Below are 7297 nucleotides of genomic sequence, written 5' to 3'. Positions count from 1 at the left end.
GGGCGTCCTCGGCGACCGGGACCGGCGGGCCGAAGGGCGAGGCGCCGGGCGGGCCGCCGCCCAGCTCGGCCAGGAGCGCCAGCGAGCTGTGCAGATGGGCGTCGTCGGCGTCGAACGGCTGCCCGGTCGCCTTCGCCAGGTCCCAGCCGTGCAGCACCAGTTCGTTCAGCGCGACCATCCCCGCCACCTGGCCGGGCAGGTCCACGCCGCCCGCCCTGGTCATGCCCTCCCAGGCGCCGGGGGCGCGCCAGGCGGCCACCATGGCGTCCAGCGCGGCGGGCAGCCGGGTGCGCCAGCCGGTCTCCAGGACGCCGGACTCCACGGCGGGGGCGGTGTCGGTGGACGGGCCCAGCTCCTTGCGGGCGGCGTCCCGGAAGGCGAGCGCCAGGCCCTCGATGTGGGCGAGGAGGGCGCCCACGGTCAGGCCGGGGCACGGGGTGGCCGCCCCGAGCGCGTCGTCGTCCACGGCGTCGAGCCGTTCGGTGATCCGGCGGGCGGCCGGTTCCAGGTCCAGTGGTTGCGTATCCATACCAGTGCAGACTGCCGGACCGGCCGCGACTCATCGCTCAGCGCACCACGCGTCCCCGCAGCACGATCCGCTCCGGGTGCCCCAGCACCGCCGGGTCCGCGACCGGATCGCCGCCGTACGCCACCAGATCCGCCGGAGCCCCGTCCACCAGGCCGGGCAGCCCGAGCCAGGCGCGGGCCGTCCAGGACGCCGCGCCGAGGGCCGCGTCGGCCGGAAGCCCGGCCCGGGCCAGCCAGGACGCCTCGCCCGCCACGGTCCCGCACGGGAACGAGTCGGTGCCGGCCAGCACCGTGACCCCGGCCTCGTGGGCGGCCCGGACCGTGCCGAACATGGCGTCCCAGCCGGCCAGCCACAGATCGCGGCGCGCACTCGGCTCCCGCGCCCGCATGGCGTCCGCGCCCGCCGCGAACACGGACAGCGTCGGTACGAACGCCGTGCCCTGCGCCGCCATCCGGTCCAGCAGGGCGGGGTCGAGGGACATCCCGTGCTCCAGGCTGTCCGCCCCGGCCAGCACCGCGTTCCGGCTGCCTTCGGCGGTCTGGCAGTGCACCGCGACCCGGCCGCCCGCCGCGTGGACGGCGGCCACCACCTCGGTGAGCAGCGCGAGCGGCACCGGGGGCTCGTCCAGCCGCCAGTCCCCGATGACCTTGCACCAGCCGGAGGAGGCCGCCGACTCCTCCACGGCGGCCCGCACGAGGTCCGCCTCGGAGATGTGCCGGCCGAAGCCGGGGATGAACCGGCCGGGTGTGGCCAGCCAGCGCCCCGCCGACGTGACCCGGGGTAGCTCCGGGTCCTCGTCCACCCAGGCCGGCATCCGCGCGGCCGTGCCCGGGGTACGGACGGCGAGCACCCCGGCGTCCCGGTGCTCGCGCAACTGCTCGCGGAGCATGGCGTCGTCGAACGGGACGGCCGTGTCCACCGTGCCGGGGTGGGTGTGGACGTCGACCAGGCCGGGCAGCAGCCAGCCGCCGTCCACCACCGGCTCGGCGTGCCGCCCGGCGAACCCGCCCGGCGGTTCGCCCTCCCGCAGCACCTCACCGTCGATCCAGAACGTCCGCTCCTCGCGTTCCGGCAGCACCACGCCTCGTATGCACAGCATCCGCCGACGGTACGTCAGCCGCCGGGCCCCGGGCGGCGGGCGGGGGCACACCGGCACATTGCGGAAGGTTCGGCTCCGTGCTCTTGTCGGCGGGGCCCGGCCCGTGCGATACAGGTCTGGACCATTGCTTCCGGATGGAAGGCAACACCGTGCGATCCCCTCACACGCATGGCGCGTCGGCCGGCGCCGCCCTGCTTCTCGCCGCACTCCTCACCGCCTGCGGCTCCGGCTCCGGCTCGGGTTCCGACTCCGGGGACCGCGGGGACACCAGCAGGCCCACCGCCCCGCGCGGGGTCACCGTGCAGGCGAGCAGCGCCACCTCCGCGCACGTGATGTGGAAGGCCGCCACCGACGACACCGCCGTCACCGGCTACGAGGTCTACCGCGAGGGCAAGAAGGTCAAGGCCGTCCCCGCGTCCAAGGTGATGATCGACGTCGAAGGGCTCACCGCGTCGACCGCGTACACCTTCACCGTCCGCGCCCGCGACGCCGCCGGCAACCTCTCCGCACCCAGCGCCGCCGTCCGCGTCACCACCCCGGCCCCCACGCCCGCCGACCACGGACCCCCCACCCGGCCGGGCAAGCTGCGCGGCAAGGCCGACGGCAACCGGGCCGCCACCCTCTCCTGGGGCGGCTCCACGGACGACATCGGCGTCACCGCGTACGACGTCTACCAGGAGGGCACCCGCATCCACACCGTGCCGGGCACCGAGACCACCGCCCGGCTGACCGGGCTGCGCCCCGGCACGTCCTACACCTTCACCGTGCGGGCCCGCGACGCCGCCGACACCTCCTCGCCCGACAGCAACACCTTCCGCCTCACCACCGCGTCCGCCCCCGGCGCCCCGGCGAGCACCGCCCCGACCGGGCTGCGGGCCCGAACGAAGGTGCAGGGCAAGGAGTACACGGTCTACCTGGAGTGGGCGCCGCCGAGGGCGGACGGCGAGATCCGCACCTACCAGCTCTACCTCGACGGCAAGATGACCACCACGATCGCCTGGGGCGCCGAACCCCCCACCGAACGGGCGACCTACGAGTACACCACCACCGAACCGCGCGGCACCGGCCACGCGATCACGCTGCGCGCCCAGCTGCCGGACGGCAAGTGGGGCGACTTCTCGGAACCGCTCACGGTGGTCCTCGGCAAGTGAGCCCGCGTCAGAGAGGGACGCGGACCGTCTCGATCCACGCCGGTGGCAGAGGCGCGTCCGCCCCGATCAGCGCGGCGACCAGCCGGCACGAGGGCGCCTCGTCGGGCCAGGGCGTGCAGCCGTCCGTGAGGACCACGACGATGCCGGGACGCTCCGGCGCGGCCAGCGCCGCGGCGATGCCCACCCGCATGTCCGTGCCGCCGCCCCCGCCGAGCGTCACCTGCTCGGTGGCCGTCACCCGCGACACGGCGAGCACATCGGCGTCGCAGGCCAGCACCGACACCCGGTTGCCGCGGATGCCCACCTCCCGCAGCACCCCCGTCACCTCGCCCAGGGCGGCGGCCAGTTCCCCGTCGCCCATCGACCCCGAGGTGTCCACGACCACGGCCACCCGCGGCAGCGGTCTGCGCAGCGTCGGCAGCACGACACCACGGAGCGCGGCGCTGCGCCGCGACGGGCGGCGGTACGTGTAGTCCACCGCCCCGGACGCCCAGGCCGCCGCCTCCCGCACCGCACCGGCCAGCGCCTGCCGCCAGTCCACGGTCGGCTCCAGCACCTCGTCCGCCCAGCGCCGCCACCCCTGCGGCAGGGTGCCGCGCGTCCGCACGTGCGCCCGCATCGACTCCGCCGTACGGCGCCGCAGCGCCTCCGCCTCCGTCGTGCCCAGCGGGGACGGGCCCTGCGCGGGCGGGAGCTCCCACGGCGCCGGGCTGTTGTGCGCGCCCGAACCGCACTGGCACGGCGGCGGGCCCGGCGGCAGCGCGGGCAGGTACGCCTCGAAGAGCTGCCCGGCCGGCAGCCCGAACAGCCCCGGCTCCACCCGCCCCTCCGGCAGCGGCAGCCCGTCGGCGAGCAGGTCGTCGTTGATCTCGCAGTCCTGCGCCACATTGACCCGGTGCGCGTCGCGCTGGTCGGCGGCGGGCAGCCGGGCCGCCCGGCCGTGGTGGTCGCGCAGCAGATGCGCCACCTCGTGCACCCACACCCCGGCCAGCTCGGCCACCGGCGTGCGCTCCACGAACCCCGGCGACACGTAGCAGCGCCAGTGCCGGTCCACGCCCATGGTCGGCACCCGGTCGCTCGCCACCACGGACAGCGCGTACAACGCCGTGGCCAGGTACGGCCGGTCGCTGGCCGCCCGGTAGCGCGCCGCCAGCAGCTTGGTGAGGTCCAGCGGGAGCCGCGCGGGTCCGGGCATGGTCTCAGGCGCTCCCCGGCAGCGCGCCGGACAGCTGGAGCAGCTCCAGGAAGGCGTCGATGCCCTCCGGGACCGGCCAGTCGGTGTCCCGCATCGACGCCAGGTCCACCGCGGCCCGCGCCGCCACGTCCGGCACGCCCGCCTCGACCGCCTTCGCCAGCACCGCCCAGCCCGCCTCCCAGCGCGACCGGGTGAGATCGGCCTGGACGGCGGCCACCACCGCGATCAGGAAGGCCAGTTGCCGGTCCCCGCGCTCGGGCAGGGCGAAGGCGTCCGGATCGGCGAGCACCCGGTCCGGGTCGGGCAGGTCGAGGTTCTCCAGGTACGAGAGCAGTTCGATGCCCGCCCCGTCCCCGACGGCCCCGGTCAGCGCGGCGGCCACCGCGTCCGGGCCGGTGCCGGTGGCGTATCCGGTGGCCAGCAGCCGCAGGGCCATGTCCCAGGTGCGGGGCGACGGCCAGGCCCTGCCCCGGCCCTCCGCGTCGGCCGGCAGGTGGTGGACCAGGCCCGGCCGCGCGGTGAGGAACCCGGAGACGGCGCCGCGGGCCCGTGCCACCGCGCCCGCCGCCCGGGCGGGATCGACGACGGGTACCGGCGCGGTCGGCCAGGTGCCGGCCATGCCGCGGGCGACGGTGCGCGGATCGTGTGTCCAGTGCAGGTGCACGAAGCGGTTGGCGAGCGGCGGGCTGAGGTGCCAGCCGTCCGCCGCGCTGGACGGCGGGTTGGCCGCCGCCACGATGCGTACGCCGTCCGGCAGCCGCAGGCTCCCCACCCGCCGTTCCAGCACGACGCGCAGCAGGGCGGCCTGCACGGCCGGGGGAGCGGAGGACAACTCGTCGAAGAACAGCAGCCCCTGGCCCCGTCCGGCGAGCCGGACCGCCCAGTCCGGCGGCGCCATCGGCACCCCGGTGGTGGCCGGGTCGTCGCCGACGACGGGCAGTCCCGCGAAGTCGGACGGCTCGTGGACGCTGGCGATGACCGTCTCCAGCTCCAGGCCGAGGCCCGCCGCGAGCTGTTCGAGCCCGGCCGACTTGCCGATGCCCGGCTCACCCCACAGCAGGACCGGCTGATTGGCCGTCACCGCCAGGGCCAGCGCCTCCAGCTGTGGGCTGGCGACGGTCTCGGTGCGGGTGGCGCGCAGCCGGTGGTTCAGCGCGTCGGCCGCGTCCAGAGGGTGCGGTGCCCGCTCCGCGGCGGGTCGCGCCGGCCGGGCGGGGGCGCCGGGGGCCGCGGTGCTCACCCCTCCTCACCTTCCTCGTCCTCGTCGTAGGCGAAGTGGTTCTCTTCGTCGTCGTTGTCGTCCCACTCGTCCCACCAGTCCGACCCGGCGTCCGGGTGCTCGGCGAGCACCCGCTCCGCGAGGAAGGCCAGATCGGTCCGCCGGTACTTGCGGATCATCTGTTCCAGGGACAGTTCGGACTGGTCGGTCACGTCGATGCGGGCGCCCGCGTCGAGGAGGGCCCGCACGAGGTCGGCCGAGCCGAGCCCCGAGACCGCCACGCCCAGCGGGGTGCGCTCGCGGTGGTCCCGGGCCTCCAGGTCGAGGCCGGCCGCCAGCAGCCGGGGCAGCAGCGCGGTGTGGTCGAGCAGCGGCAGGAGGTGGAGCAGCGTGTGCAGGCCGGCGTCCCGGACGCGTGGGTCGAAGCCCGCGTCCAGGAGGGCGACGACCCCCGCCGTGTCGCCGTGCTGGGCGCGCAGGAACAGGTCGCGGCGCTGGGCGGCGAGCGCCCTGGGCAGCCGCCCGGTGCCGGTGCGGCAGATGTGCTCGACGGCGAAGCAGCCGGTGACCGCGCCGCCGAACGCGCGCAGGGCGCTCTCACGCTGCCGCTCCTGCGCGGTGTGCGGCGAGTCCAGCGCGCCGTCCCGGAAGCAGACCTCGTGCCATTCGCCCCGGCACCGCACCCGCACCGGGGCGGGCGGCGTCGGGCCGGGCGGACCGGACGGGCCCTCCCGGTCCGGGAAGAGCGCCCCGGCCACCAGCGGATGCAGCTCCGCCGGGGTCAGCACGCCGTCGCTCAGCAGGTCCAGATCGGGCAGCCTGCGCCAGAGTGCCTCGGGCAGCTTCACCGCGTCCCCGGCGGCCTCGCGGCCGACGACCGCCATCCGCATCCGGCCGCCGAGGCCCGGCGCGGTGAAGTCGATCAGGACGCGCGCCCGCCAGTCGTGGGTGATCTGGAACCGCTCCGCCGTACCGAGCCGGGCGAACCGGCGCACCTCGGCCTCCAGCCGGGGCACGTCCAGCGCGAGACCGGCCACGATCGTCTCCGGCGCGGTCCGGTAGTACCGGGGCATCTCCGGGGGCGTCGCGTCCCACTCGATGCCGGCCCCGGCCAGCGCGTCGGCGACCCGGCCCTCGTGGTGCAGCAGGTTCAGCCACTCGGCGCGGGCCACCGGGTCGCCGGTGCCCGGATCGGCCTGGGGCAGCCGGTCCGCGGGGAGCGGGGAGCCGTCGGGCGCGAGGAACGGCAGCCGCTCCGCGCCGCCGGCCCGGGCGCGCAGTGCACCGGCCCGGCTCGCCCGCCACAGGTGCCCCAGGGCGCGCCAGTCGTCGGCGTCGCCGTTGACGGCGGCCCGGCCGCGCAGCGGTCCGAAGCGGAGCGGGAGGCGCTGCGGTCCGTCCACCATCGGCGGGGTGCGCACCTGGAGGTACGCGGGCCCGGCACCGTAACCGGCGAGGAGCACGGTCCGTTCCGTGGCCAGGGTCGAGCGCCCTCCGAGGACACGCGGCAGATGCCAGCGCAGCAGGTCCGGGACCAGGTCGCGCAGGTCGGCCAGGAGGGCTTCGGCGACCTCGGCCCCGTAGCGGGCGGCGACCTTCTCCGGGTCGATGCGCACGTCGAGGCCGGCGGCCGCGCAGGCGCCCCGCCAGTCACCGGCCGCCCGCCGCGCCGCGGTCGCCTCGATCATGGTGCGCGGGACGGCGTACCGGCGGACCTGGCGCAGGCTCGACGCCTCCTGCGGGGACAGGAACGGCCGGACGTCCTGGCCGGTCATCGGTACAGGCTCCTGACGGCGCGCAGGTCGGTGTGGGCCCCGGCGTCCGGCCGCAGCAGGGTCGCGAAGGTGCGCTTCACCCGGCGCGGCAGTCCGGGGCCCAGGCCCACGTACTCCAGCCGGGAGCCGGGGGCGAGGGCCGCGAGCAGGGTCTTGGCGCCCCGGCCGGTCAGCCCGGTGTGGCGGAGTTCGAGGCGGCGCAGAGGGCTGCCGGGGAGCGCGGCGGCCAGCGCGTCCGCGCCCTGGTCGCCGGTGGTGTTGGGCGGGGCGCCGAGGCTGCGTTCCGAGGGCGGCCGGCCCAGGTCGAGCGCCTCGATCCCGTCGAGCGC

Annotated in this window: 6 protein-coding genes and 1 pseudogene; 1 reads left to right on the top strand and 6 read right to left on the bottom strand. The window is 76.8% G+C overall.

Annotation, left to right across the window (positions count from 1 at the left end):
• Both MHW47_RS29745 and MHW47_RS29740 read right to left on the bottom strand, forming a co-directional pair.
• Positions 1-529: TIGR03086 family metal-binding protein (locus tag MHW47_RS29745; RefSeq protein WP_239226902.1), on the bottom strand; the 529-nt coding region annotated here is incomplete at its 3' end.
• A gap of 37 nt (positions 530-566) precedes the next feature.
• Entirely contained in the window at positions 567-1628 is a 1062-nt protein-coding gene (locus MHW47_RS29740; protein ID WP_239226900.1) for an amidohydrolase family protein, read from the bottom strand.
• Positions 1629-1762: 134 nt separating this feature from the next.
• On the opposite strand from MHW47_RS29740, the gene MHW47_RS29735 reads away from it, so the two are divergent.
• Complete coding sequence (locus MHW47_RS29735; RefSeq protein WP_239226898.1) at positions 1763-2779, top strand: fibronectin type III domain-containing protein; 1017 nt, start codon at positions 1763-1765, stop codon at positions 2777-2779.
• Positions 2780-2786: 7 nt separating this feature from the next.
• On the opposite strand, the gene MHW47_RS29730 is transcribed toward MHW47_RS29735, so the two are convergent.
• From MHW47_RS29730 to MHW47_RS29715, 4 genes and pseudogenes are all read right to left on the bottom strand, one after another.
• Entirely contained in the window at positions 2787-3974 is a 1188-nt protein-coding gene (locus MHW47_RS29730) for a VWA-like domain-containing protein (RefSeq protein ID WP_239226896.1), read from the bottom strand.
• A 4-nt stretch (positions 3975-3978) separates the two neighbouring features.
• Positions 3979-5214, bottom strand: coding sequence for an AAA family ATPase (locus tag MHW47_RS29725; protein WP_239226894.1), 1236 nt, complete (start codon positions 5212-5214; stop codon positions 3979-3981).
• Positions 5211-6968 carry an ankyrin repeat domain-containing protein gene (locus MHW47_RS29720; protein WP_239226892.1) on the bottom strand — a complete coding sequence of 586 codons (1758 nt, stop codon included), beginning with the start codon at positions 6966-6968 and terminating at the stop codon, positions 5211-5213. Before MHW47_RS29720 ends, MHW47_RS29725 begins: the two co-directional genes overlap by 4 nt.
• Positions 6965-7297: pseudogene (locus MHW47_RS29715) on the bottom strand (gala protein); the annotation flags it as partial. The pseudogene MHW47_RS29715 and the gene MHW47_RS29720, both read right to left, overlap by 4 nt.

Origin of the sequence: Streptomyces sp. OfavH-34-F, from assembly GCF_022347745.1 — a bacterium.
In the GTDB taxonomy this organism is placed as follows: domain Bacteria; phylum Actinomycetota; class Actinomycetes; order Streptomycetales; family Streptomycetaceae; genus Streptomyces.
Note: the sequence above shows the minus strand (reverse complement) of the source record. Positions and strands in the feature narration are given on the sequence as shown.